Origin of the sequence: Xanthomonas sp. SS, from assembly GCF_014236835.1 — a bacterium.
Taxonomy (GTDB): domain Bacteria; phylum Pseudomonadota; class Gammaproteobacteria; order Xanthomonadales; family Xanthomonadaceae; genus Xanthomonas_A.
Genome location: NZ_CP051190.1, coordinates 2,808,636 through 2,832,887, shown reverse-complemented (window position 1 = coordinate 2,832,887; position 24,252 = coordinate 2,808,636). Strand labels below are relative to the sequence as shown.

The 24,252-nt window shown below is 69.4% G+C and carries 19 protein-coding genes, 1 tRNA gene and 1 pseudogene; 14 read left to right on the top strand and 7 right to left on the bottom strand.

Annotation, left to right across the window (positions count from 1 at the left end):
• Window positions 1-10: 10 nt before the first annotated feature.
• The 4 genes and pseudogenes from HEP74_RS11710 to HEP74_RS11695 all read left to right on the top strand — a co-directional run bounded on the left by HEP74_RS11710 (window position 11) and on the right by HEP74_RS11695 (window position 4,012).
• A complete protein-coding gene (locus HEP74_RS11710) occupies window positions 11-1,438 on the top strand; it encodes a sugar porter family MFS transporter (RefSeq protein ID WP_185813033.1) in 1,428 nt (475 codons plus the stop codon).
• A 331-nt stretch (window positions 1,439-1,769) separates the two neighbouring features.
• Window positions 1,770-2,453: pseudogene (locus HEP74_RS11705) on the top strand (N-acetylmuramoyl-L-alanine amidase family protein); the annotation flags it as partial.
• 54 nt (window positions 2,454-2,507) lie between these two features.
• Window positions 2,508-3,455, top strand: a complete 948-nt coding sequence (folE2, locus tag HEP74_RS11700; protein WP_185816601.1) for a GTP cyclohydrolase FolE2 — start codon at window positions 2,508-2,510, stop codon at window positions 3,453-3,455.
• The gene (locus HEP74_RS11695) at window positions 3,452-4,012 is read left to right on the top strand and encodes a gamma carbonic anhydrase family protein (RefSeq protein ID WP_185813031.1); all 561 of its coding nucleotides are present in this window, start codon (window positions 3,452-3,454) and stop codon (window positions 4,010-4,012) included. The genes folE2 and HEP74_RS11695 overlap by 4 nt, the downstream gene beginning before the upstream one ends.
• 91 nt (window positions 4,013-4,103) lie before the next feature.
• Here the strand turns inward: HEP74_RS11695 and HEP74_RS11690 are convergent.
• A tRNA-Glu gene (locus tag HEP74_RS11690) sits at window positions 4,104-4,178 on the bottom strand.
• A gap of 103 nt (window positions 4,179-4,281) precedes the next feature.
• Between HEP74_RS11690 and pcnB the strand changes: the two genes are divergently transcribed.
• The 8 genes from pcnB to HEP74_RS11650 all read left to right on the top strand — a co-directional run bounded on the left by pcnB (window position 4,282) and on the right by HEP74_RS11650 (window position 15,436).
• Window positions 4,282-5,625 (top strand): polynucleotide adenylyltransferase PcnB, encoded by a 1,344-nt coding sequence (gene pcnB / locus HEP74_RS11685; protein WP_255427726.1) that lies wholly within the window; start codon window positions 4,282-4,284, stop codon window positions 5,623-5,625.
• A complete protein-coding gene (gene folK / locus HEP74_RS11680) occupies window positions 5,622-6,134 on the top strand; it encodes a 2-amino-4-hydroxy-6-hydroxymethyldihydropteridine diphosphokinase (protein ID WP_185813030.1) in 513 nt (170 codons plus the stop codon). The genes pcnB and folK overlap by 4 nt, the downstream gene beginning before the upstream one ends.
• Before the next feature lie 31 nt (window positions 6,135-6,165).
• A complete protein-coding gene (gene panB, locus HEP74_RS11675) occupies window positions 6,166-6,984 on the top strand; it encodes a 3-methyl-2-oxobutanoate hydroxymethyltransferase (protein ID WP_185813029.1) in 819 nt (272 codons plus the stop codon).
• Window positions 6,981-7,820 carry a pantoate--beta-alanine ligase gene (gene panC / locus HEP74_RS11670; protein WP_185813028.1) on the top strand — a complete coding sequence of 280 codons (840 nt, stop codon included), beginning with the start codon at window positions 6,981-6,983 and terminating at the stop codon, window positions 7,818-7,820. The genes panB and panC overlap by 4 nt, the downstream gene beginning before the upstream one ends.
• 641 nt (window positions 7,821-8,461) lie before the next feature.
• Entirely contained in the window at window positions 8,462-8,842 is a 381-nt protein-coding gene (gene panD / locus HEP74_RS11665; RefSeq protein ID WP_003470181.1) for an aspartate 1-decarboxylase, read from the top strand.
• Window positions 8,839-10,353, top strand: coding sequence for a glucose-6-phosphate isomerase (pgi, locus tag HEP74_RS11660; protein WP_185813027.1), 1,515 nt, complete (start codon window positions 8,839-8,841; stop codon window positions 10,351-10,353). The genes panD and pgi overlap by 4 nt, the downstream gene beginning before the upstream one ends.
• Before the next feature lie 593 nt (window positions 10,354-10,946).
• Complete coding sequence (locus HEP74_RS11655; protein ID WP_185813026.1) at window positions 10,947-13,532, top strand: glycoside hydrolase family 3 protein; 2,586 nt, start codon at window positions 10,947-10,949, stop codon at window positions 13,530-13,532.
• Window positions 13,533-13,873: 341 nt separating this feature from the next.
• Entirely contained in the window at window positions 13,874-15,436 is a 1,563-nt protein-coding gene (locus tag HEP74_RS11650) for a sodium/sugar symporter (protein ID WP_185813025.1), read from the top strand.
• 65 nt (window positions 15,437-15,501) lie between these two features.
• Here HEP74_RS11650 and HEP74_RS11645 read toward each other — a convergent pair whose 3' ends face one another.
• The 3 genes from HEP74_RS11645 to HEP74_RS11635 all read right to left on the bottom strand — a co-directional run bounded on the left by HEP74_RS11645 (window position 15,502) and on the right by HEP74_RS11635 (window position 19,202).
• Window positions 15,502-17,289: a putative bifunctional diguanylate cyclase/phosphodiesterase gene (locus tag HEP74_RS11645; RefSeq protein ID WP_185813024.1), complete on the bottom strand. Its 1,788-nt coding sequence runs from the start codon at window positions 17,287-17,289 to the stop codon at window positions 15,502-15,504.
• Between the two features lie 126 nt (window positions 17,290-17,415).
• The gene (locus HEP74_RS11640; RefSeq protein WP_185813023.1) at window positions 17,416-17,982 is read right to left on the bottom strand and encodes a response regulator transcription factor; all 567 of its coding nucleotides are present in this window, start codon (window positions 17,980-17,982) and stop codon (window positions 17,416-17,418) included.
• Window positions 17,979-19,202, bottom strand: coding sequence for an ATP-binding protein (locus HEP74_RS11635; RefSeq protein ID WP_185813022.1), 1,224 nt, complete (start codon window positions 19,200-19,202; stop codon window positions 17,979-17,981). The genes HEP74_RS11640 and HEP74_RS11635 overlap by 4 nt, the downstream gene beginning before the upstream one ends.
• A 103-nt stretch (window positions 19,203-19,305) precedes the next feature.
• Between HEP74_RS11635 and ispG the strand changes: the two genes are divergently transcribed.
• A complete protein-coding gene (gene ispG, locus HEP74_RS11630) occupies window positions 19,306-20,571 on the top strand; it encodes a flavodoxin-dependent (E)-4-hydroxy-3-methylbut-2-enyl-diphosphate synthase (RefSeq protein WP_185813021.1) in 1,266 nt (421 codons plus the stop codon).
• Window positions 20,552-21,259 (top strand): phosphatase PAP2 family protein, encoded by a 708-nt coding sequence (locus HEP74_RS11625; protein ID WP_185813020.1) that lies wholly within the window; start codon window positions 20,552-20,554, stop codon window positions 21,257-21,259. Before ispG ends, HEP74_RS11625 begins: the two co-directional genes overlap by 20 nt.
• 18 nt (window positions 21,260-21,277) lie before the next feature.
• Here the strand turns inward: HEP74_RS11625 and HEP74_RS11620 are convergent, their stop codons facing one another.
• The 3 genes from HEP74_RS11620 to HEP74_RS11610 form a co-directional block, all read right to left on the bottom strand.
• Window positions 21,278-21,967 carry an aspartate/glutamate racemase family protein gene (locus tag HEP74_RS11620; RefSeq protein WP_185813019.1) on the bottom strand — a complete coding sequence of 230 codons (690 nt, stop codon included), beginning with the start codon at window positions 21,965-21,967 and terminating at the stop codon, window positions 21,278-21,280.
• A gap of 224 nt (window positions 21,968-22,191) precedes the next feature.
• Window positions 22,192-23,310: a TPM domain-containing protein gene (locus HEP74_RS11615; protein WP_255427725.1), complete on the bottom strand. Its 1,119-nt coding sequence runs from the start codon at window positions 23,308-23,310 to the stop codon at window positions 22,192-22,194.
• A 62-nt stretch (window positions 23,311-23,372) separates the two neighbouring features.
• Entirely contained in the window at window positions 23,373-24,242 is an 870-nt protein-coding gene (locus HEP74_RS11610) for a DMT family transporter (protein ID WP_185816599.1), read from the bottom strand.
• Between the last annotated feature and the right edge of the window lie 10 nt (window positions 24,243-24,252).

Below are 24,252 nucleotides of genomic sequence, written 5' to 3'. Positions count from 1 at the left end.
AGGTGACTCAATGTCCAGCGTATCCCTAGACCGCGCCCATGGCGCAGGCGAGAACACGCGCCTCATCATCCTCATCAGTTGCGTCGCCACCATCGGCGGCTTCCTGTTCGGCTTCGACAGCGGCGTGATCAACGGCACCGTCGACGGCCTCAAGCAGACTTTCCATTCCAGCGCCGCCGGCACCGGCTTCGAGGTCGCCTCGATGCTGCTGGGCTGCGCGTTCGGCGCGTTCTTCGCCGGCTGGCTGGCCGACCGGCTCGGCCGCCGTGCGGTGCTGATCATCTCCGCGGTGCTGTTCCTGCTGTCGGCGCTCGGCGCCGGTGCTTCGCACAGTTCGATGTTCTTCGTTTTCGCCCGGGTCATGGGCGGCTTCGCGGTCGGCGCGGCCAGCGTGATGTCGCCGGCCTACATCGCCGAGGTCGCGCCGGCGCGCTACCGCGGGCGCCTGGCCACGGTGCAGCAGATCGCGATCATCAGCGGCCTGTTCACCGCGTTCCTGAGCAACTACGTGCTGGTCAAGCTGGCCAGCGCCTCGACCGAGCCGTTGTGGCTGGGCCAGGCCGCGTGGCGCTGGATGTTCTGGATGCAGGCGTTCCCGTCGCTGGTGTTCCTGCTGCTGTTGCTGGCGATCCCGGAAAGCCCGCGCTATCTGGTGGTCAAGGGCCGCCGCGAGGATGCGCTGGCGGTGCTGACCCGGCTGTATGGCCCGCGCGAGGCGCAGGCCAAGCTCACCGAGATCTCCGCCTCGCTGGCGGCGGACCAGCACAAGCCGAAGCTGTCGGACCTGGTCAGCAAGGTCACCGGCAAGGTGCGCCCGATCGTGTGGATCGGCATCGGCCTGGCCACCTTCCAGCAGCTGGTCGGCATCAACGTGGTGTTCTACTACGGCGCGGTGCTGTGGCAGGCGGTGGGCTTCTCCGAGAGCGATTCGCTGCTGATCAACGTGCTGTCCGGCGCGCTGAGTATCGGCGCCTGCCTGATCACGGTGATGCTGATCGACAAGATCGGGCGCAAACCCTTGCTCTGGATCGGCTCGGCCGGCATGGCGGTGTCGCTGGCACTGGTCACCCTGGCCTTCGCCAGCGCCTCGCTGGACGAAGCCGGCAAGCTGGCGATGTCGCCGGGCATGGGCCGGCTGGCGCTGATCGCGGCCAACGTCTACGTGATCTTCTTCAACATGTCCTGGGGCCCGGTGATGTGGGTGATGCTGGGCGAGATGTTCCCGAACCAGATCCGCGGCTCCGGCCTGGCGGTGGCGGGCGCGGCGCAGTGGACCTCGAACTTCGCCATCACCGTGTCGTTCCCGATCCTGCTGGGCAGCATCGGCCTGGCCGGCGCCTACGGCATCTACACCGTGGCCGCGTTCATCTCGGTGTTCTTCGTGCTCAAGTACGTGTACGAGACCAAGGGCCGCGAGCTGGAGCAGATGCAGGGCTGACGCCCATCGCCGGTGCGGCTCGCGGCCGCGCCGGCGGATGCCGCCTGCGGCGTCGCGCCGTGGCGGCATGGTTGCCGGAGCGGGTGGAGCAACCGACGATGCCAGCCCCGGCGCCACTCCTTCGTTCCGCGGCATTGCCTGCGCCTGAAGCTGCGCGCGTGTTCTGCATGGTGCTGCGGCGCCGCTGCCGCCAGCACGACCCATCTGCAGCCTGACTGCCGATCGCAACGAGGATGGCGGTCGTTTCGCGTCTGAGATATGTTACTTTATAACATTATTGGCGTGGAGTAGCGCAGTGCCTGGTCGCATGTGTCCGTCTGGTTCCGACTGCGTCGATGCTGGTCATGGCGGCAAGGACCCGGGCGCGGTCGGCGCCGATGCCCGCTACGAAAAATACGTGGCGATGGGCGTGGCCGGGCGCCTGTACCAGGCGTTGCAGGCCGACCCGCGCTACCGCCCGACGCTGATCCGCAGCGACGACCGCCTCGTGCCGCTGCACGAGCGGGTGGTGATCGCGCACCAGCGCAAGGCCGATCTGTTCGTGTCGATCCATGCCGACGCCGCGCCCAACCGCAGCGCGCAGGGCGCCTCGGTGTACGCGCTGCCGGAGACCGGCGCCAGCTCGGCGCTGGCGCGCTGGATCGCCGACAGCGAGAACAGTGCCGACCAGTACGGCAATGTCGCCGAGCGCTATCTGCGGCAGAAGGATCCGGTGCTGTCGAAGGTGCTGGTGGACCTGTCGATGAACGGCACCATCGCCACCAGCCTGCAGTTCGGCAAAAGCATGCTCGGGCGCCTGCAGCAGGTCACCCGGCTGCACCAGGGCGATGTCGGCCAGGCCGGCTTCGCGGTGCTCAAATCGCCGGACATTCCGTCGCTGCTGGTCGAGACCGGCTTCATGAGCAACGCCGACGATTGCCGCCGCCTGGTCAGCGGCCGCCACCAGGAAGAACTGGCGCAGTCGCTGCAGTTGGGCATCGACGATTACTTCCAGGCGTTTCCGGTGCATGCCTGAGCCGCTGCGTTCCTTTCTTTCTTCTCTGGTCATGCCGATCCAATGAACCTGCCGATTCCACCGCTGTTGCCCGACGTCGCCAGCAGCGAACCGTCCACCATCGCCGCGCCGCTGCACTGGGTCGGCATGGACGGCATCGCCTTGCCGGTCCGCCTGTGCGACACGGCCGAGACCGAACCGCTGCCGGCGCAGGCCGCGCTGCATGTCGACCTGCCGGCGGCGCAGGTAAAGGGCATCCACATGTCGCGGCTGTACCGGCTGCTGGACGAGCAGGCGCAGCAGCCGCTGTCGCCGTCGCGGCTGGCACAGCTGCTGCACGCGATGGTGCGCAGCCATGCCGACTGCGCCTCCACCGCCGCGCGGGTGGGCTTGCGCCTGTCCCTGCTGCGGCGCAGCCCGGCGCTGCGCAGCGAAGGCCTGGCCGGCTGGAAGGCGTATCCGCTGCGGATCGATGCGGTGCTGCGTGGCGCCAGCGCGCGCATCGAGGTCGGCGTGGACGTGCTCTATTCCTCCACCTGCCCGTGCTCGGCGGCGCTGGCGCGGCAACTGCTCAGCGCGGCGTTCCTGCAGCAGCATGCGGAGCAGCCGTCGCTGCAGCGCGAGGCCGTGGCGGACTGGCTGCTGCAGCACGGCAGCCATGCCACCCCGCACAGCCAGCGCAGCATCGCCACGCTGCGGGTGGCGGTCTCGCCGCGCGCGGTGCGCTTCGACCTGGGCGCGCTGATCGAACTGGCCGAGCAGGCCCTGGCCACGCCGGTGCAGGCCGCGGTGCGGCGCACCGACGAACAGGCCTTCGCCCGCCTCAACGGCGCCAACCTGATGTACGTGGAGGACGCCGCGCGACGCCTGCAGCAGGCGCTGGGCGCGCGCTACCAGGGCGTACGGGTGCAGGTGCGGCACCTGGAGAGCCTGCACCCGCACGACGCGGTGGCCGAGGCCGGGGCTCCCGAGCGCGGCTTCGGCGATCCGGAACTGTTCGCGGCGGGCGAGGGCGCCCGATGATCCGCCGCAATCCGCGCGGCGACCTGCCGGTGGTCGACGAGAGCGCGTTCGTCGATCCCACCGCGATCCTGTGCGGGCGGGTGATCGTCGCCGCGCACGTGTTCATCGGCCCGTATGCGGTGATCCGCGCCGACGAGACCACTGCCGGCGGCGATATCGAGCCGATCCACATCGGCGCCTACGCCAATATCCAGGATGGAGTGGTGATCCATTCCAAGGCCGGCGCGGCGGTGCTGATCGGCGCGCGCACCTCGATCGCGCACCGCGCCATCGTGCACGGGCCGTGCACGGTCGGCGAGCGCGTGTTCATCGGCTTCAACAGCGTGCTGTTCAACTGCGCGGTCGGCGACGGCTGCGTGGTCCGGCACAACGCCGTGGTCGACGGCTGCAACCTGCCGCCGGGGTTCTACGTGCCCTCGACCGAGCGCATCGGGCCGCGCACCGACCTGTCGAAGATCGCGCGGGTCAGCGTCGCGGCCAGCGAATTCTCCGAGGAGGTGGCGGCGACCAACATCCGCCTGGTCGAGGGTTACCGGCGCCTGCGCAACCAGTGGTGAGCGAGCGCGCCCCGGTCCGGGGCCGGCCCCACAACGCAAAAGCCCCGCCAGGGCGGGGCTTTTGTGGTTTTCGCTGCAGGCAAGGCGACGATGGTGCTCCCTAGGGGGCTCGAACCCCTGTTTTAGCCTTGAGAGGGCCACGTCCTAACCATTAGACGAAGGGAGCAGGTTGGTCGCATCGATTGCAGGGCGCTAGTATATGGGGCTAGCCGCCCGGCGGCAATCCCGCAACTCGATACGGAAGCGCCATCATCAACCCGCCAGTTCCTGTGCCGTTCACTCTGCAGCTGATCCCGCGCGATCAGCACAACGTCTCGCGCAAGGACATCAGTCCCAATGCGTTGCGCGTGCTGTACCGGCTGCGCGAAGCCGGCTTCGGCGCGTACTTGGTCGGCGGCGCGGTCCGCGACCTGCTGGTCGAGCTGCAGCCCAAGGACTTCGACGTCGCCACCGACGCTACCCCTGAGCAGGTCAAGCAGCTGTTCCGCAACTGCCGCCTGATCGGCCGCCGCTTCCGCCTGGCGCACGTGGTGTACGGCCGCGAGATCATCGAAGTGGCCACGTTCCGCGCCAACGTCGACGACGGCAGCGGCGACCGCGAGCTCGACAACGGCCGCCTGGTCCGCGACAACGTCTACGGCAGCATCGAGGACGACGCGGTACGCCGCGACTTCACCTGCAACGCGCTGTACTACGCGATCGAGGATTTCTCGGTGCGCGACTACACCGGCGGCTTCGCCGACGTGCAGGCGCGGCTGATGCGCATGATCGGCGACCCCGAGCAGCGTTATCGCGAGGACCCGGTGCGCATGCTGCGCGCGGTACGCCTGGCCGCCAAGCTGGACTTCGAGATCGAGCCGACCACCGCCGAACCGATCCCGCGCCTGGCCGGGCTGTTGGCCGAAGCGGCGCCGGCACGGCTGTTCGAGGAAGTGCTGAAGCTGTTCCTGTCCGGCGACGGCGTGGCCAGCTTCGAGGGTCTGGAGCGTTACGGCCTGCTCGCCGCGCTGTTCCCGGAGAGCGCCGCGGCGCTGAATTCCAACCGCAGCGGCGCGCTGCGGCGCATGCTGATCGAAGGCCTGCGCAACACCGATGCACGCGTGGCCAACGACGAACCGGTGTCGCCGGCGTTCCTGTTCGCGCTGCTGCTGTGGCCGGCCTACTGCCGCGCGCTGATGGCGTTGCAGAAGCAGGGCATGCAGCTGGAGGAGGCGCAGCGCCGCGCCGCCGACCGGGTGACCCTGCACCAGCTGAGCACGGTCGCGCTGCCGCGGCGCTTCTCGCTGCCGATGCAGGAAATCTGGCTGCTGCAGTCGCGCTTCACCTCGCGGCAGAAGAAGCGGGTGGTGCGCACGCTGTCGCATCCGCGTTTCCGCGCCGCATTCGATTTCCTGATCCTGCGCCAGTCCGCCTCGGCCGAGCACGAGGCCGACATCGCCTATTGGCGCGAACTGCAGCAGCAGCCTGGCTACGCGCCGCCGCCGCGCGGCTTCGACCCGGAGATCGACTACGTCGGCGACGAGGTGGCGATGGCCCCGGCCGACAGCGAGGAAACCCCCAAGCGCCGCCGGCGCCGGCGCCGGCGTCCGGATGCCGCCGCACCGGCCGAGTGAGCGCCGCGCCCAACCCCGCGCCGGTGCAGGCCTGCATCGGCCTGGGCGGCAACCTCGGCGATGCGGTCGCGACCCTGCGCGCGGCCATCGCCGAACTGGACACGCTGCCGCACACGCGCCTGCTGCGCGCCTCGCAGCTGTATCGCAGCCCGGCCTGGGGCAACCAGGCGCAGCCGGACTTCATCAATGCTGCAGCGGTGCTGAGCACCGGCTTGCCGGCGTTGGAGCTGCTGCAGGCGCTGCTGGCGCTGGAAGGCCGCCACGGCCGTCAGCGCACCCCCGGCGAGCGCTGGGGCCCGCGCACCCTGGACCTGGACCTGCTGCTGTACGCCGACGCGGTGATCGACCTGCCCGGGCTGCAGGTGCCGCACCCGCACCTGCACCAGCGCGGCTTCGCCTTGCTGCCGCTGGCCGAGATCGCCGCCGAGGCGACCATCCCCGGCCATGGAACGGTGCGTGACATACGCGACCGCATCGAAACCGACGGGATCGTGGCAATCGGTAGATAATGCCCGGCTTATCACCGCACCGCATGAGCTTATGAGCAGCCACGCCGACAGCAAGCCCTGGACCGTTCCCGCCCTGGCCGAGGCCAAGCGCCGCCAGCAGAAGCTGGTGATGCTGACCGCCTACGACGCCGGCTTCGCGCGCGCGTTCGACGCCAACGGCGTGGACCTGATCCTGATCGGCGATTCGCTGGGCATGGTGGTGCAGGGCCACGACTCGACCCTGCCGGTGACCGTGGACGACATCGTCTACCACACCGCCGCGGTGGCGCGGGTGCTGCAGCGCGCGCTGCTGGTGGCCGACCTGCCGTTCCAGTCCGACGCCACCCCCGAGCGCGCGCTGGACGCCTCGACCCGGCTGCTGCAGGCCGGCGCGGAGATGGTCAAGCTGGAGGGCGCCGGGCACAAGCTTGAGGTGATCCGCTTCCTCAGCGAGCGCGACATCCCGGTGTGTTCGCACCTGGGCCTGACCCCGCAGTCGGTGCTGACCTTCGGCGGCTACAAGATCCAGGGCCGCGAGGAGGCCGCCGCGGCCAAATTGCTCGACGACGCCAAGGCGGTGGCTGCGGCCGGCGCCGCTCTGCTGGTGCTCGAATGCGTGCCGTCGCCGCTGGCCGCGCGGATCACCGCGGCGATCGACATTCCCACCATCGGCATCGGTGCCGGCCCCGACTGCGACGGCCAGGTGCTGGTGCTGCACGACTTCCTGGGCCTGGACAGCGGCCACCGGCGGCCGCGCTTCGTCAAGGATTTCCTGGCCGAAGGCGGCTCCATCGCCGGCGCCGTGCGTGCCTACGCCGACGCCGTGCGCGCCGGTACCTTCCCCGACGCCGAACACGCCTACGCCAAATGATCGAGACCATCACCGACCTGGCCCGGCTGCGCGCCGTCGTTTCCGGCTGGAAGCGGCAGGGCCTGCGCGTGGCCTTCGTGCCGACCATGGGCAACCTGCATGCCGGGCATTTCTCGCTGGTGATGCTGGCCCGGCAGTACGCCGACCGGGTGGTGTCCAGCGTGTTCGTCAACCCGACCCAGTTCGGCCCGAACGAGGACTTCACCCGCTACCCGCGCACCCCCGAGGCCGACACCAGCGGCCTGGAAGGCGCCGGCTGCGACGTGCTGTGGCTGCCGACGGTGGAGAGCATGTACCCGCTGGGCGTGGAGCTGGCGTTGCGCATGCACACGCCCGGGGTCAGCGAAGTGCTGGAAGGCGCCTGCCGGCCAGGGCATTTCGATGGCGTCTGCACCGTGGTCGCGCGCCTGTTCAACCAGGTGCAGCCGGACCTGGCCGCGTTCGGCAAGAAGGACTACCAGCAGCTGGCGGTGATCCGGCAGATGGTCGCCGACCTGGCGTTCCCGATCGAGATCCTGGGCGGCAGCATCGTGCGCGAGGCCGACGGCCTGGCGATGAGCTCGCGCAACCAGTACCTGTCGGCCGAAGAGCGGCCGCGCGCGGCGCAGATCCGCCAGACGTTGCTGGCGATGCGCGACGGGTACGTCGCCGGGCAGCCGCGCGCCGAGATCGAGGCGGCGGCGACCAGGCAGTTGCAGGAGGTCGGCTTCGAGGTCGACTACACCGTGCTGCGCCTGCCCGACCTGAGCGAGCCGCAGGACCAGGAAGGCCCTCGTGTGGCCTTGATCGCCGCGCGCCTGGGGCGCACCCGGTTGATCGACAATCTGGAGTTCTGAGCGCGGCAGCGCGTAGTGGCTGCCGTGGCATTGGCGCCGGCAACGTGCCGAATGCGGTTGAGGCGGCGGATCGCCTGTTGGCTTCGCGCGTCGCGACTGAAGTCGCTCCCACAGGGGTTTGCTGTGAGTCGGCTGGGTGCACTGTGGGAGGGGCTTCAGCCCCGACTGCGTCCGAAGCCGTTGAGCCCGCCGCTTCGTTCGTCGCGGCTGAAGCCGCTCCTACAGGGACCTGCGGCGGGCCGGCTGGGTGCACTGCAGGAGGGGCTTCAGCCCCGACCGGTGTCCGCAGTCGTCGGGTTCACCACTTCGTTCGTCGCGGCTGAAGCCGCTCCTACAGGGACTTGCGGCGAGCCGGCTGGGTGCACTGTGGGAGGGGTTTCAGCCCCGACGCTGTCCGAAGCCGTCAGGCCCTCCACTTCGTGGCGCCATCCGCAACCGCAGGATCCGCCGCGCGGCTGGCCGCGGTTGGCGTCGCTCGCACCACGCAGTGCCGCATCGAGCAGTCACGTCCTGTCCTGCGCTCGGCATGCCGGGACGCGCAGCGGACAACGCCGTGCATACGCCGCCAAGCCTTGCTGCCACTGCCGCTTAACCCCTCGGCTGTTAAACTGCGCATCTTTCCCCACCGCAGTACCGCAAGCATGCAACTGAGCCTGTTGAAGACCAAGATCCACCGCGCCACCGTCACCCATTCGGAGCTCAACTACGAAGGGTCGATCGCCATCGACGGGCTGCTGCTGGACGCCACCGGCATCCGCGAGTTCGAGCAGGTGCACATCTGGGACGTCACCAACGGCGCACGCTTCAGCACCTACGCGATCCGCGCCGACGAAGGCAGCGGCATCGTCTCGCTCAACGGCGGCGCCGCGCGCCACGTGCAGGTCGGCGACCTGATCATCATCGCCGCCTTCGCCGGCATGAGCGAAGAGGAAGCCGCGCGCTTCCAGCCGACCCTGGTCTACGTGGACGGCGCCAACAAGATCACCCATACCAACCACAGCATCCCGAAGCAGGCCGCATGACACAGTCCAACGGTTTCGACGCACTGCATTCCCACGCCCAGCGCTTGCGCGGGGCGCGCCTTCCCGAATTGCTGGCCGCCGAGCCGGGCCGGGTCGACGACCTGGCGCTGCAGGTCGGGCCGCTGTACTTCAACTTCGCGCGGCAGAAATACGACCGCGCCGCGCTCGACGCGCTGCTGGCGCTGGCCGCCGAGCACGACGTGGCCGGCGCGTTCCAGCGCCTGTTCCGCGGCGAGACGGTCAACGTCACCGAAGGCCGCGCCGCGCTGCACACCGCATTGCGCGGCGAGCTCAGCGGCGCGCCGGTCGCGGCCGAGGCCAACGCCAGCGCCCGCGACGTGCAGCAGCGCATGCGCGCGCTGATCGACGCGCTGGCGCAGACCGAGGTCACCGACATCGTCAGCGTCGGCATCGGCGGTTCCGACCTGGGCCCGCGCTTGGTCGCCGACGCGTTGCGTCCGGTCGAAGGCGCGCGCTTCCGCGTGCATTTCGTCTCCAACGTCGATGGCGCGGCGATGCAGCGCACGCTGGCCACGCTGGATCCGGCGCGTACCGCCGGCGTGCTGATCTCCAAGACCTTCGGCACCCAGGAAACCCTGCTCAACGGCCAGATCCTGCGCGACTGGCTCGGCGGCAGCGAGCGCCTGTACGCGGTCAGCGCCAATCCCGAGCGCGCCGCCAAGGCCTTCGACATCGCCGCCGGCCGCGTGCTGCCGATGTGGGACTGGGTCGGCGGGCGCTACTCGCTGTGGTCGGCGGTGGGCTTCCCGATCGCGCTGGCGATCGGTGCCGATGGCTTCGAGCAGTTGCTGGCCGGCGCCGCGCAGTTCGACGAACACGCGCTGACCGCGCCGCTGCCGCGCAACGTGGCGGTGCTGCATGCGCTGACCACGCTGTGGAACCGCAACGTGCTCGGCTACGCCACGCAGGCGGTGATGACCTACGACCAGCGCCTGGCGCTGCTGCCGGCCTACCTGCAGCAGCTGGTGATGGAGAGCCTGGGCAAGCGCGTGCGCCTGGACGGCAGCCCGGTGCAGGCCGATACCGTGCCGGTGTGGTGGGGCGGCGCCGGCACCGACGTGCAGCACAGCTTCTTCCAGGCGCTGCATCAGGGCACCAGCGTGGTGCCGGCCGATTTCATCGGCTGCATCCACAACGACGATCCGTACACGGTCAACCACCAGGCGCTGCTGGCCAACCTGCTGGCGCAGACCGAGGCGCTGGCCAACGGGCAGGGCAGCGACGACCCGCACCGCGACTACCCGGGCGGCCGCCCGAGCACGCTGATCCTGCTCGACGCGCTGACCCCGCAGGCGCTGGGCGCGCTGATCGCGATGTACGAACACAGCGTCTACGTGCAGTCGGTGATCTGGGGCATCAACGCCTTCGACCAGTTCGGCGTGGAACTGGGCAAGCAACTGGCCAGCCAGCTGTTGCCGGCGCTGCAGGGCGAAACCACCGAAGTCGCCGACCCGGTGACGCGCGCAGTGCTGGCGCGCTTGCGCGGCTGAGGCGCGCTTTCGGGTGTCATGCAACGGGGCCTTCGGGCCCCGTTCGTTTTTGCCGCGCGCTACGCCTTCGGTATCCGTGAGCGGACTCGTCCTGCACAGCATGCTTCGACTGATCGCTCAAAAAACCGGAGCGGGCTCACGCACATTGTTTGCCGGTTGACCCGACGCGCGATAGCGGAGAGAAGTCTGCGGGAGCGACTTCAATCGCGACGAGCGGAGATGCGCACAGCAATCGTCCAACTGGATCGGCGCTAAAAACGCTGCGTCGCGCGACGCCGCAGACTGTCCGAAGAGGGCGCCATCCCCGCGGCAGAGTTGCGCAGTTCTCCGACAGGGCAGTGTTGCGGCGCAGCAAGCGTGTTTGCCGACGCGAACATGGCAGCGGCTGGCGATGCTGCGATCACGCGGCGGGCCGGCCTTGCCGGTATTCCATCGCTATAGCGCAATCCGATATCCGTAGCAGGGTCAGGCATACCTGGCGGCGTGGTTGACAGGGTCGGGGCGATTAATGAAGCGTAGGCGCCGGTCGCGTGTCTCGGGAGGGAGCGTGGCCGCCGTATGTCGCGCGTTTGCCGTCCCTGGGAGGGAAGACCTTGCAAAAACAGTCCGCTGGCGTGTCCGCGCCGATTCGCAATGCGCTGGCCACCGCCGCCGCGCTGGGCCTGCTGGCGCTGGCCGCGGCCGGCCACGGCCAATCGGCTCCAGCCGCCGCCGCCACCGCGCCGCCGGCGATCCATCCGCAGCTGTGGCCGTCGCCGGCCTGGCCGCTGGCCGCCGATGCGGCGCTGGAGGCGCGCATTTCCAAGCTGATGGCGCAGATGACGGTGGAGCAGAAGGTCGGCCAGATCGTGCAGGGCGACATCGCCAGCATGACCCCGGACGACGTGCGCAAGTACCACATCGGTTCGGTGCTGGCCGGCGGCAATTCCGATCCCGGCGGCAAGTACGACGCCAGCCCGGCCGAGTGGCTGAAGCTGGCCGACGCCTACTACGCGGCGTCGATGGACAAGGGCAACGGCGGCCTGGCGATCCCGATCATCTTCGGCATCGATGCGGTGCACGGGCAGAGCAACATCGTCGGCGCCACGCTGTTCCCGCACAACATCGGCCTGGGCGCCACGCGCGACCCGGAGCTGATGCGCAAGATCGGCGCGGTCACCGCCGCCGAGACCCGTACCACCGGCATGGAGTGGACCTTCGCGCCGACCGTGGCGGTGCCGCAGGACGATCGCTGGGGCCGCACCTACGAGGGCTATTCCGAATCGCCCGAGGTGGTCGCCAGCTTCTCCGGCAAGGTGGTCGAAGGCCTGCAGGGCGTGCCCGGGCAGCCCGGCTTCCTCGACGGCTCGCACGTGATCGCCTCGGTCAAGCATTTCCTCGGCGACGGCGGCACCACCGACGGCAAGGACCAGGGCGATACCCGGGTCAGCGAGCAGCAGTTGCGCGACATCCATGGCGCCGGCTATCCGCCGGCGATCGCCGCCGGCGCGCAGACGGTGATGGCCTCGTTCAACAGCTTCAACGGGGTGAAGATGCACGGCAACAAGCCGATGCTGACCGACGTGTTGAAGGGGCAGATGCATTTCGGCGGCTTCGTGGTCGGCGACTGGAACGGCCATGGCCAGGTGCCGGGTTGCCGCAACGACGACTGCCCGGCCGCGTTCAATGCCGGCGTGGACATGCTGATGGCGCCGGACAGCTGGAAGGGCTATTACGAGAGTGCGCTGAAGGCGGTCAAGTCGGGCGAGATCCCGATGACGCGGCTGGACGATGCGGTGCGGCGGATCCTGCGGGTGAAGCTGCGGCTGGGCCTGTTCGAGGCCGGCAAGCCGTCGCAGCGTCCGCTCGGCGGCAAGTTCGAACTGCTCGGCGCGCCCGAGCACCGCGCGGTGGCGCGGCAGGCGGTGCGCGAGTCGCTGGTGCTGCTCAAGAACCAGAAGCAACTGCTGCCGCTGAAGCCGCAGAGCAAGGTGCTGGTCGCCGGCGACGGCGCCAACGACATGGGCAAGCAGTCCGGTGGCTGGACGCTGAACTGGCAGGGCACCGGCACCAAGCGCGCCGACTACCCGAACGGCAACACGATCTGGGAAGGCCTGCAGCAGCAGGTCAAGGCCGCTGGCGGCAGCGCCGAGCTGGCGATCGACGGCAAGTACCAGGCCAAGCCGGACGTGGCGGTGGTTGTGTTCGGCGAGAATCCCTACGCCGAGTTCCAGGGCGACATCGCCACGCTGCTCTACAAGCCCGGCGACGACAGCGACCTGCAGCTGATCAAGAAGCTCAAGGCCGAGGGCATTCCGGTGGTGGCGGTGTTCCTGAGCGGGCGTCCGCTGTGGGTGAACCGCGAGATCAATGCCGCCGATGCGTTCGTCGCCGCGTGGCTGCCGGGTTCGGAAGGCGGCGGCATCGCCGACGTGCTGTTGCGCAAGCCCGATGGCGGCATCCAGTACGACTTCCACGGCAAGCTCAGCTTCTCCTGGCCGCGCACCGCGACCCAGTACGCCAACAACGTCGGGCAGAAGAACTACAACCCGCAGTTCGCGTTCGGCTATGGCCTGCGCTACGCCGACAAGGGCGATCTGGCCCGGCTGTCGGAAGTCTCCGGCGTGTCCGGCGCGCAGGCGGTGGGCGGGGTGTACTTCGAGCGCGGCAAGCCGGCAGCGGGCATCAACATGATCCTGCAAGGCGCCAGCCAGGCGAATCTGCCGGCGGTGACGACGCCGGCGGCGCTGGCCGACGGGTCGCTCAGGATGACCTCCGTCGACCACAAGGCGCAGGAAGATGCGCGTCGCCTCGAGTGGTCGGGCAAGGGCAAGGCGGGGATTGCGCTGGTGCTGCCCAGGCCGCTGGACGTGTCGCGCGAGAGCAACGGCGACGTGCAGCTGATTCTGACCTTGAAGGTGGACGCGGCGCCGAGCGCCGGGACCCGCATCGGCGTGGCCTGCGGCAATGGCTGCGCGGCGCAGGTCGATCTGGGCAAGGCGCTGGCGGCGCTGCCCAAGGGCGAATGGCGCACGTTGGGGGTGCCGTTGAAGTGCTTCAGCGTCGCCGGCGCCGACGTTTCCAAGCTGGAGCGGCTGCCGGTGATCGAGAGCGACGGCACGCTGGACCTGGCGCTGTCGCGGATCGCGCTGGGCGCCAGCAACGACGCGCAGAGCGTGGTCGACTGCCCGGTGCGCTGATGCGCGCCTGACGAACACGCAGCGGCGCCGTCGCCGGATGGCGTCGCCTGCGCCGAGACGGACGCAAGCGGGGCAGGGCGGGAGGCCAGGATTGCGGCAAAGGCGGAGAGCGCCAGCCGCTGTACCAACCGTTCGCGGCGTGGCCGATGCGGCAGCGGCCGCAGGAGCGGCACCGGGCGACAGGATGCGCCGCGACAAACGCTTCGCGCGACGACCGGTGCGCGACGGCACGGCAGCGGCCGCGCGCGGTCGCGTTCGGCCATACAAAGACAACGCCCGTCCCGTGCGGATGGGCGCATCGATACACAGGCGAAAGGGCCGCGGCCCGTGGGAGAAGTGCAGTGGGTCTGGCGACGTTGGATATTGCGATCGTATTGGTCTACCTGACGGGCATCTTCGTGCTCGCGCAGTGGGTATCGCGGGAAAAGGCCGGGCACAGCAAGAGCGCCGAGGACTACTTCCTGGCCGGCAAGACCCTGCCGTGGTGGGCGATCGGCGCGTCGCTGATCGCGGCCAACATCTCCGCCGAGCAGATCATCGGCATGGCCGGTTCCGGCTATGCGATCGGCCTGGCGATCGCGTCCTACGAATGGATGGCGGCGCTGACCCTGCTGATCGTCGGCAAGTTCTTCCTGCCGATCTTCCTGCGCAACGGCATCTACACCATGCCGCAGTTCCTGGAGCAGCGTTACGGCAAGTGGATCCGTACGTTGATGGCGGTGTTCTGGCTGCTGCTGTACGTGTTCGTCAACCTGACCTCGATCCTGTGGCTGGGCTCGATCGCAGTGAGCCAGGTCACCGGCATGGACCAGACCCTGGCGCTGGCCCTGATCGGCGTGTTCGCGCTGATCTACCAGCTGTACGGCGGACTCAAGGCGGTGGCGCTGACCGACATCGTGCAGGTCACCCTGCTGGTGCTGGGCGGATTGCTGGTGGCCGGGCTGACCCTGTCGCGCATCGGCGACGGTGCCGGCGTGCTGGCCGGGTTCAAGCATCTGTGGAATGCGCATCCCGAGCACTTCCACATGATCCTGAGCAAGGACAACCCGTTCTACAAGGACCTGCCGGGCCTGAGCGTGCTGCTCGGCGGGCTGTGGGTGATGAACATCAGCTACTGGGGCTTCAACCAATACATCATCCAGCGCGCGCTGGCCGCCAAGAACATCGGCGAGGCGCAGAAGGGCATGGTGTTCGCCGCGTTTCTGAAGCTGCTGATGCCGTTGGTGATCGTGGTCCCGGGCATCGCCGCGGTGGTGCTGGCGCCGGACCTGGCCAAGCCCGACCAGGCTTACCCGACCATGATGCAGCTGCTGCCCAGCGGCATCCTCGGCCTGGTGTTCGCCGCGCTGGTGGCGGCGATCGTGGCCTCGCTGGCGTCGAAGATCAATTCGGTGGCGACCATCTTCACCCTGGACTTCTACGCCAAGTTCCGCCCGCAGACCGGACAGAAGCAACTGGTGCGGGTGGGCCGCATCGCCGCGGTGACGTCGGTGCTGATCGGCATCCTCACCGCGCGGCCGCTGCTCGGCAACTTCGACCAGGGCTTCCAGTTCATCCAGGAATTCACCGGCTTCTTCACCCCGGGCGTGGTGGTGATCTTCATGCTCGGCCTGTTCTGGAAGCGCGCCAACGAAGCCGGCGCGCTGACCGCGGCGATCGGGTCGGTGGTGCTGTCGTTCGCGCTCAAGTTCGCCTGGCCGGAACTGCCGTTCATGGACCGCATCGGCGTGGTGTTCGTGGCGGCGCTGGTGCTGGCGGTGGTGGTGTCGCTGCTGACCCCGGCCACGCAGGCGCGCGACCTGATCCGCACCGACGACGTCGGCTACGCCACCACGCTCGGCTTCAAGATCGGGGCGGTGGGCGTGGTCGCGATCCTGATCGCGCTGTACACGGTGTTCTGGTGAGCGCGGCCTGAGCATCGCCGCAGCGGCCGCGCGCTAGCGGTCGCTGCGGGTTCGGTCGCGTGCGCTCAGGCTTCGCGCCATGGCGTGGCCAGCCAGGCCTCCAGCGCCGCCGCCGGCATCGGCCGCGCGATCCAGTAGCCCTGGCCCTCGTCGCAGCCCCAGTCGCGCAGCATGTCGTAGATCTGCTCGGTCTCGATGCCTTCGGCCACCACCTGCTGGCCGAAATCGTGGCCGAGCCGGATCATCGACGGCACGATCATGCAGTCCTTGCGGCTGCCCGGCAGCGAGCGGATGAACGACTGGTCGATCTTCAGCGCGTTGGCGGGGATGCGCTTGAGATAGCTGAGGTTGCTGTAGCCGCTGCCGAAGTCGTCGATGGCGATCTTCACCCCCAGCGCGCTGATCTCCTGCAGCTGTTCGGCCACGCGCTCGGGATGCCGGATCATCGCGCTTTCGGTGAACTCGATCTCGATGCGGCCTGGTTCCAGCGCATGCCGCGCCAGCAGCTCGCGCAGCGTGGCGATGAAGTCGGCCTGTTCCAGGTCCACCGCCGACACGTTCAGCGACACGCTGAAATGATGCCCCTGCTGCTGCCACAGCGCGGCCTGGGCGATGCCGGTCCGCAGCACCCAGGTAGTGACCCGGCTCATCAGCGCGGTCTTTTCCGCCAGCGGGATGAAGTCGTTGGGCGCGACCGCGCCGAGCAGCGGGTGCTCCCAGCGCAGCAGCGCTTCCACGCCGACGCATTCGCCGCTGCGCAGGCTGACCCGCGGCTGGTAGTGCAGGCTCAATTGTTCGCGTGCGCTCAGCGCTTCCGGCAGCGCGGCCAGGATCCGGAACGCGTTGCGCTGGCTGGCGTCGTGGCTGCGCTCGTACAGGCTCCACGGCAGGCCGCGTTGGCGCGCCATGTCCACCGCGGTGGTCAGCGAGCGCAGCGTGTGGTTGGCGCTCAGCACGCCGTCCAGGCGCACCGCGCCGAGCGACGGGGTCGCGGCATGCGGAATGCCCTGGTGCTCGATCGCCTCGGCGAAGGCGCTGCATACGCGTTCGCAGCATTGCGCCAGCTGTGCCGGGTCGTTGCCCTTCACCACGAAGGCGAAACTGGTGGTGTCGATGCGGTAGGCCGGCAACCCATCCAGCGCTTGCAGCAGGCGGTCGCGCGCGGCCAGCAGGTAGCCCTCGGCGTATTCCCAGCCCAGGGCCTTGACCATGTCGCGGAAGTATTCGGTGCCGCAGACGTCGATCGCCACGCCGGTGTCGTGGTGGTCCGCGCTTTGCAGCGACAGCCACATGGTCAGGTCTTCGTTGAAGCGGCTGCGGTTGGGCAGGCCGGTCAGCGCATCGACGTAGCCGGTGTTGCGCAGGGTCTCGATCCGCAGCAACAGCAGGTCGCGCAGCTCCTGCAGGGTGCGTCGAGAGTCGGCGTCGAACTCGCTGCGCGGTTCGCTGTCGATCACGCACAGCGTGCCCAGGCCGGTGCCGTCGGCCAGCATCAGCGGCGCGCCGGCGTAGAAGCGGATGAACGGCGGCCCGGTGACCAGCGGATTGTCGCGAAAGCGCGGATCCTGCCGCGCGTCGGCCACCACCAGCAGCTCGGGGCTATGGATCGCGTGCGCGCAGAAGGCCTGGCTGCGCGGCGTCTGCGGCGCGTCCAGGCCGACCCGGGACTTGAACCACTGGCGCTGCTCGTCGATCAGCGAGACCAGGGCGATCGGGGTGCGCAGGGTGCGCGAGGCCAACTGGGTGATCAGGTCGAAGACACGGTCGGCCGGGGTGTCGAGCAGGCATAGCTGGCGCAGGGTGGCCAGCCTCTTCGATTCGTCGGGCGGCAGCGGATGAGAAGAAGGGCGCATACAGGATTTAACGGCGCCTGCCCGGGCGACTTGAGGCGGCGCGCCGATGGCGAACAGCCGCGGGTCGGGAAAGTGAAGCCTGTGTGTACGACGGTAGACGGCGACGCATGGGCAGTTGCGCCACGCTCAGCGCGGCGGCTCGCGTTGCGGACTTGGGCGCTTGGCCAGTTTGCGCTGCAGCGAGCGGCGGTGCATGCCGAGCAGGCGCGCGGCCGCCGAGACGTTGCCGCCGGTCTCGTGCATGGCCTGCTGGATGTGCTCCCACTGCAGCCGGCTCAGCGGGGTCATCGCGTCCGGCAGTTCGCTTGCGTCGTCGTCCTCGGCGCTGTCCGCCTCCAGGCTCAACGCGCGCAGGATCATCTGTACCGTGGCGGGCTTGGGCAGGTAGTCGTCGGCGCCGAGCTTGATCGCCTCCACCGCGGTGGCGATGCTGGCGTAGCCGGTGACCAGCAGGATGCGCATGTCGGCGCGGATCGCGCGCAGTGGCTGGATCAGCGCCAGGCCGGATTCGTCGCCCAGCTTGAGGTCGATCAGCGCGTAGTCCGGCGGCGTCGCCGTGGCCAGGGCCAGCGCCGCGGCGCCGCTGTCGGCGGTCAGCGTTTCCAGCCCGCGGCGGGCGAGGGTGCGTTGCAGGGTGCGCAGGTACAGCGGGTCGTCGTCGACCAGCAGGCCCAGCGGGGCGTCGGTGCTCATGCGGCGGTCTCCAGGGCGAGCAGCGGCAGGCGGAAGCCGACCCGTGCGCCGTGGTCCGGCGCCGGCTGGGTCCACAGTTCGCCGCCCAGGCGTTCGATGGTGGCATGCGACAGGGCCAGGCCCACGCCCATGCTGTCGGGCTTGCCGCTGCGGAACAGGGTGGCCGGCAGCGCGACCTGGTTGGCGTCGAAGCCGCCGCCGTAGTCGCGCACCTCGCCGATCAGTTCGCTGCCGGTGACCCGCACGCTCAGGTCCACCTGCGGCCGGCCGGCGCGTTCGCCGGCGTCGGCGGCGTTGTTCAGCAACACCTGCAGCAGGTGGCCGATCGCGCTCTCCAGGCGCAGTTGCAGCGGCGCGTCGTCGTTGCGGCGCAGTTGCACGGTCGGGCGCACCAGTTGCCACTGGTGCAGCACGTGCGCCAGCGACACCGTGCCGCCGCCGGCGCGCTGCGCCGGCGCGGCCAGCGCCAGCACCCGTTCGCGGCACTGCACCAGCAGTTCGCGCAGGGTTTCCAGGTCCTCGCGCAGTTCCGGCTGCTCGCTCTGCTCGACGATGTCGTCGGTGAGCAGGGTCATCGTCGCCAGCGGCGTGTTCAGCTCGTGCGCGACCGAGGCGGCGTGGGTGGCCAGGGCGACGATGCCTTCGTTGCGGGTGAAGCGCTCGCGCAGCAGCGCCAGCTCGCGTTCGCGCGCGCGCAGCGCCAGCGCCAGGCGGGTGGAGAACACCAGCACCACGACGGTGGACAGCAGGAAGTTGGCGGCCATGCCCCAGCGCTGCAGGTCCAGGGCCTGGTGCGGGCCGCGCGGCAGCGGCAGGCCGAACAGCGCGCTGACCGCGTAGCCGGCCACGCAGGCCACCGCGACCGCCAGCGCCCAGCGCAGCGGCAGGGCCAGCGCGGCCAGCGCGATCAGCACCAGGAACAGCGAACCGAAGGCGTTGCCGATGCCGCCGCTCCAGCCGACCATCCAGGTCAGGATGGTCACGTCGACCAGGATGTGGCCGAACGCGGTGGCCGGCGCGGCGGTGTCGGCATGGCGCAGGCGCAGCTGCGCATACAGGTTGAACAGGGTCAGCGCGGCCACGCCGGACCACAGCGGCAGCTGCGGCAGCGGCAGCTGCATCGCCCAGGTCGCGACCAGGATCGTCGCCGCCTGCCCGGCGGTGGCCAGCCAGCGCAGGCTGCACAGGGTGCGCAGGAACGAGGCATCGGTGGAGTTCATGGGCGCATCGTATGCGCTGGCGCTCATGGCTGTCTGCGACAAACCGTCGCAGTCCCCGGCGCCGGAGTAGGGCGCGGACGCCCGCTCACGCTAAAATGCGCGCATGTACGACGCCGTCAGCCGACCCACCCCCCCCAGCGACGCCGCGCCCTGGGCGCGCCGTTCCACCCAGCCGGTCCGCGTCGGAGGCGTCGTCGTGGGAGGCGGCCAGCCGATCGTGGTGCAGTCGATGACCAACACCGACACCGCCGACGTGGCCTCCTCGGTCAAGCAGGTGGCCGAGTTGTGGCGCGCCGGCTCGGAGCTGGTGCGGCTGACCGTCAACAATGCCGAATCGGCCGCGGCGATCCCGCGCATCGTCGACAAGCTGCGGATGATGGGCATCGAGGTGCCGCTGATCGGCGACTTCCATTACAACGGGCACCAGCTGCTGGCCGCCGAACCGGCCTGCGCCGAGATGCTGGCCAAGTACCGGATCAATCCCGGCAACGTCGGTTTCGGCAAGAAGAAGGACACCCAGTTCGCGCAGCTGATCGAGTTCGCGCTGAAGTACGACAAGCCGGTGCGCATCGGCGCCAACTGGGGCTCGCTGGACCAGGCCCTGGCGGCGCAGTTGATGGACGAGAATTCGCGCCGCGACACGCCGTGGGACGCCGGCCGGGTGCTGCGCGAGGCGCTGATCCGCTCGGCGCTGGATTCGGCCGAACGCGCGGTGGAACTGGGCCTGGGCCGCGACCGCATCGTGCTCAGCTGCAAGGTCAGCGGCGTGCAGGAACTGATCGCGGTGTACCGCGACCTGGCGCAGCGCTCGGATTTCGCGCTGCATCTGGGCCTGACCGAGGCCGGCATCGGCAGCAAGGGCATCGTCGCCTCCAGCGCGGCGCTGGCGGTGCTGATGCAGGAAGGCATCGGCGACACCATTCGCATCTCGCTGACGCCCGAGCCGGGGCAGTCGCGCACGCAGGAGGTGATCGTCGCCCAGGAACTGCTGCAGACCACCGGCCAGCGCGCCTTCACCCCGCTGGTCACGGCCTGCCCGGGCTGCGGCCGCACCACCTCCGAGTTCTTCCAGGAACTGGCCAAGGTGGTGCAGAACCACGTCCGCGCGAAGATGCCGGAGTGGAAGGTGAGCCATCCCGGCGCCGAGAACATGACCCTGGCGGTGATGGGCTGCGTGGTCAACGGGCCGGGCGAATCGCGCCACGCCAACATCGGCATCTCGTTGCCGGGGACCGGCGAGGCGCCGTCGGCGCCGGTGTTCGTCGACGGCGAAAAGACGGTCACCCTGCGCGGCGAGAACATCGCCCACGAGTTCGTCGCGCTGATCGACGGCTACGTCGAAACCAAGTATGCCCGCCGCGCCGGGTGAGACCCCGGCCGAGCGCGCCGCTGGCGTGCGCCACTGGTTGCGCCGCAACGCCTGGCGCATCGGCCTGCTGTTCGCCGGCGTGCTGCTGCCGATGGGCGTGTTCGTGGCGCTGGCCGACGAGGTCCACGAACTGGAGAACTTCTACTTCGATGAGCCACTGCTGTGGAGCATGCGCGGGCTGGCCTCGCCGGGCTGGGACCGGTTCTTCAGCGTGGTCACCGAGGCCGGCTACCAGTACGGGGTGATCCCGCTGGACACGCTGATCGTGCTGTTGTTGCTGGGGCTGCGGCGCTGGCGCGAGGCCATGTTCGCCGCGTTCTCGTTCGTCGGTTCGGCGCTGTTGAACATGAGCGCCAAGCAGTTCTTCCAGCGCGACCGGCCCAGCCTGTGGGAGTCGATCGCGCCGGAGCACACCTTCAGTTTCCCCAGCGGCCACGCGATGGGGTCGATGACCCTGGCCGCGGTGCTGATCGCGCTGGCGTGGCGTACCCGCTGGCGCTGGCCGGTGCTGCTGCTGGCCAGCGCGTTCGCGCTGCTGGTCGGCGTGTCGCGTATCTACCTGGGCGTGCATTACCCCTCCGACATCCTCGGCGGCTGGTGTGCGGCGCTGGTCTGGGTGCTCGGGCTGTACCTGCTGATGTTCCGCGGCGAACGGCGCCCGCGCTGGCGCCACCGCCGCGCTTCCTGAGCGGATGCTGCCGCGTCGCTATGCCAGGCTGTGCAATGCCGCCGCGTGCGCATGCAGCGCGGCGGTATCGAACAGCGGCAGCTGCGCGTCGGCAGCGCCGACAAGCAGCGAGATCTCGGTACAACCCAGAATCACCGCCTCGGCGCCTTGCGCCTGCAGCGCGCCGATCACGTCGCGGTAGTACGTCCGCGACGCGTCGCGGATCGTCCCCTGGCACAGTTCCTCGTAGATGATGCGGTGCACCTCGGCGCGCTCCGCCGCCGCCGGCACCAGCACATCGAAACCGTGGCGCTGCAGCCGCTCGCGGTAGAAGGCTTGCTCCATCGTGAAGCGCGTGCCCAGCAGGCCCACCCTGCGGATCCCGGCGCTGTGCAGGGCGGCGGCCGTGGCATCGGCGATATGCAACAGCGGCAACGGCACCGCGGCAGTGATCGCATCGGCGACGCAGTGCATGGTGTTCGTGCACAACACCAGGAAATCGGCGCCGCCGGCGTGCAGCGCGCGCGCCGCGGCGGCCATCGCCGCGCCGGCCGCGTCCCAGTCGCCGGCCTGCTGCAACTGCTCGATCTCGTGGAAGTCCACGCTGTACAGCAGGATCTTCGCCGAATGCAGCCCGCCCAGCCGGGTGCGGATCGTCTCGTTGATGTGCCGATAGTAGGGCACGGTGGATTCCCAACTCATGCCGCCGATCAGGCCGATGGTCTTCATTCCGCTTTCCGGACGGCAACCGAAATGGCTGCGCACACGGCAAGCATACCCGCGCGCAACGATCAGCCCGAGCCGGTCACGGCGCTCGCTTCGGCATTGGCTATCCGCTTATGCAGCCTGCAAGCGCGCGCGTACGTCCGCCAAGGCCACATGGATCTTCTCCGTGAACACGCCTTCTCCGTGGTGCAGCATCACCAGGCGCCGCCAGCGGGGCGCGTGCAGCGCTACCAGCTCGAACTGGCACCGCCACCGCCGGAGCTGCCGCCGCCGGAGGAGGAGGAGCCGCCACTCGAACTGCTGGACGACGAGGAAGAGGAGGAGGACGAAGACGACGAAGAAGTCGACGTGCGGCTGGCGTAGTACGCCGGGGTATAGGCGTAGCCGCCGGACGCGGTGGCGACCACGTGGCCCTTGCGCATCAACGCCTGGCGCTCGCTCGCCTGCTCGCGCAGGAAGTCGCGGAAATACTCGGGCGAGGAATAGCGGCGGCCTGCCATCGCCAGCGCCAGTCCCAGCACCAGCAGCTCGATGGCCAGCGAGAGCACGAACGCCAGCGGGAACAGCGCCGACAATACCAGCACAAACACGCCGGGGTTGACGGTCAGGAACAGCTTGATGAACACCCCGGGGAACCACGAGCGGCGGGTCGATTCGGCGATGTCCTCGGCCTGGCCGGCCAGTTGCGGATGCTGGCGCAGCAACCGTGCGCGCAGGTGCCGCATCCAGCGCCGGCGCAGCAGCGGCAGCAGCCAGATCAATGCCGCCAGCCCGGCCCAGGCGATCGCGCCGCGTTCCCAGTGGCGCACTTCGGTAGCGGGCGCGGCCGACGGCCGCGACAGTTCTTCGAGGCTGGTCGGATCCTGCGCGGCGACGCGCGCCATGAAGCCGAAGGCGTCGATGATGGCGCCGGCGGTATCGCCCTGGCGCATCCTGGGCGCCAGGTAGTCGTCCAGCGCGTGCTTGCTGACCACGTCGGACAGGCTGCCTTCCAGTCCGTAGCCGACCTCGAAGCGCGAGCGGCGGTCCTGCATCGACAGGACCAGCAGCAGGCCGTTGTCGACGTCCTTCTGGCCCAGCCGCCAGGTCTTGAACGCGCGCTCGGACAGGCTCTCGATGTTGTCGCCGTCCAGCGCGGGCACGATGTAGACCGCGCCCCAGATCCCCTGGTCGGTGCGCAGCTGCTGCAGGGACGCGTTCACCCGCTGCCGGTCCGACGCGCTCAACTGGCCGCTGGGATCGACCACGTCCGGCGTGTAGGCGGGAATCTCGATGGCGCGCGCGGAACCCACCGGCCACAGCAGCAGGATGAGCGTGGCGATGGCAAGCAGACGGAAGGCGCGCATGGGGTGGGTCGAGGCGGATCGTGCGGCCATTATGGCGGCCGCCCGGCCTGGCGCGGCTGCGCTCATTCCCCGGGCTTGGCGCCTTCCAGCGGCGCGTGCGTGGCGGCGCGCCTGGCCAGCACCGATTCGCGATGGGCGATGTAGACGTTGGCGGCGATGATGATGCTCGCGCCGAGCAGGGTACGCGGGGCGATCGCCTCGGCGAACAGCCACCAGCCCAGCAGCGCCACGAACGGCAGCTGCATGAAACTGATCGGGGTCAGCGCCGAGACTTCGCCGATGCGCAGTGCGCGCGTCCACAGCAGTTGCCCGAGCGTGCCGAACAGGCCGGTGGCCAGCAGCCACAGCCAGTCGATGCCGTGCGGCCAGGTCCAGGCGAACAGGGCGGGCAGAAGCGACATCGGCACCCAGAACGCGTAGGTGTAGAACACCACGGTGTTGGCCGAATCGACCCGTGCCAGCTGCTTGATCTGGATCGCCACCAGCGCGCTCATCACCGCCGCCAGCAGTGCGATCAGGGTGCCTGCGCTGAACGTGGCCGCGCCGGGGCGCAGGATGATCAGCACGCCGACGAAGCCGCACAGCACCGCCATCCAGCGCCGCAGGCGCACGTTCTCGCCCAGCCAGAACGCCGCGGCCAGGGTCACGAACAGCGGCGTGGAGTAGGACAGCGCGATCGCCTGCGACAGCGGCAGGTGGCCGATCGCCCAGAAGCCGGCCAGCATCGACACCAGGCCGATCGCGGTGCGCAGCAGGTAACGCGGCAACTGTGCGGTACGCGGCAGCGACTGCCCTGGGCGCAGCAGCATCGGCAGCAGGAACAGCAGGCCGAACAGGTTGCGGAAGAAGGCAATCTCCACCGTCGACAGGTGCGCGGAGGCCAGCCGGATCGCAATCACCATCAGTCCGAACGACAGCGTGCTGGCCAGCATCAGCGCGGCC